Below are 815 nucleotides of genomic sequence, written 5' to 3'. Positions count from 1 at the left end.
AGTTATTATTGGTGCTATTATAGGTGCTTCAAGTTATGCGGTAAGTGCTGCTATTAACGACTCTTGGTCTTGGGGAAGTTTTGGACTGTCAGTTTTAGGAGGTGCTGTAGGACGTGCTATTATGGGAGCTTTAGGATCAACAGCTGTGCTGACGGCTGAATCTATTGCTAATGGTATAGCTACAGGAGCAGCCTCTTCAATGTTACCAAGTGTCAATTTTCCTATAGGAGATTGGAATATAAGCCTATCTTTAGCTGTAGCTTTTGGCAACGCTTCGGGTATAGGAGCAAATTTTGCAGTAGGCTATAACGATGGTAATTGGGGCTTTTCAGCTGGAGTAGGAATAATGGCATATAATAATTATTATGGGTTTGGCAAAAATGCGATAGAAGTACGCAATTCTATAATGGCCTCTTGGGATGATGGTACTACTGGAGTTAGTTTAGGTACTAATGCTTGGTCAGGTGATTTTTTACAAAGAACAGGGATGATAGGATTTAGAAGTGGCGATTTTAAGATAATGTATGAGAATGATGGAGGGGCAGGAATTAAACATTTAGGATTAGGGGATAGAAACGATAGTTATAGAACAGCTGCCTTAAATATTGGAATAGGAGATTTTACTGCTGGATTTAATCTTTTTACTGGTAGAAGAAATAGGGAAGACCAACAAAAAGAAATCAAAATCACCACTTCCAATAAGAAAGGTGAGAATCCTGTAATAAATTATGTAGATAGGTTTGGAACTAAATATAAACGAGGTTATGTCAATGAAGTAGGTGAAAAATATCGTTTAGGAGCTTTGACTCTTGGAT

At 37.8% G+C, this 815-nt stretch carries 1 protein-coding gene; it reads left to right on the top strand.

What is annotated here, in order from left to right; translation table 11 throughout:
* A partial coding sequence (locus HMPREF9441_RS16180; protein ID WP_008622988.1) for a polymorphic toxin type 23 domain-containing protein occupies positions 1-815 on the top strand: 815 nt, incomplete at both ends.

Source organism: Paraprevotella clara YIT 11840 (genome assembly GCF_000233955.1).
Taxonomy (GTDB): domain Bacteria; phylum Bacteroidota; class Bacteroidia; order Bacteroidales; family Bacteroidaceae; genus Paraprevotella; species Paraprevotella clara.
The sequence above is the reverse complement of the archived record's forward strand: the minus strand, read 5'-3'. Positions and strand labels throughout refer to the sequence as shown.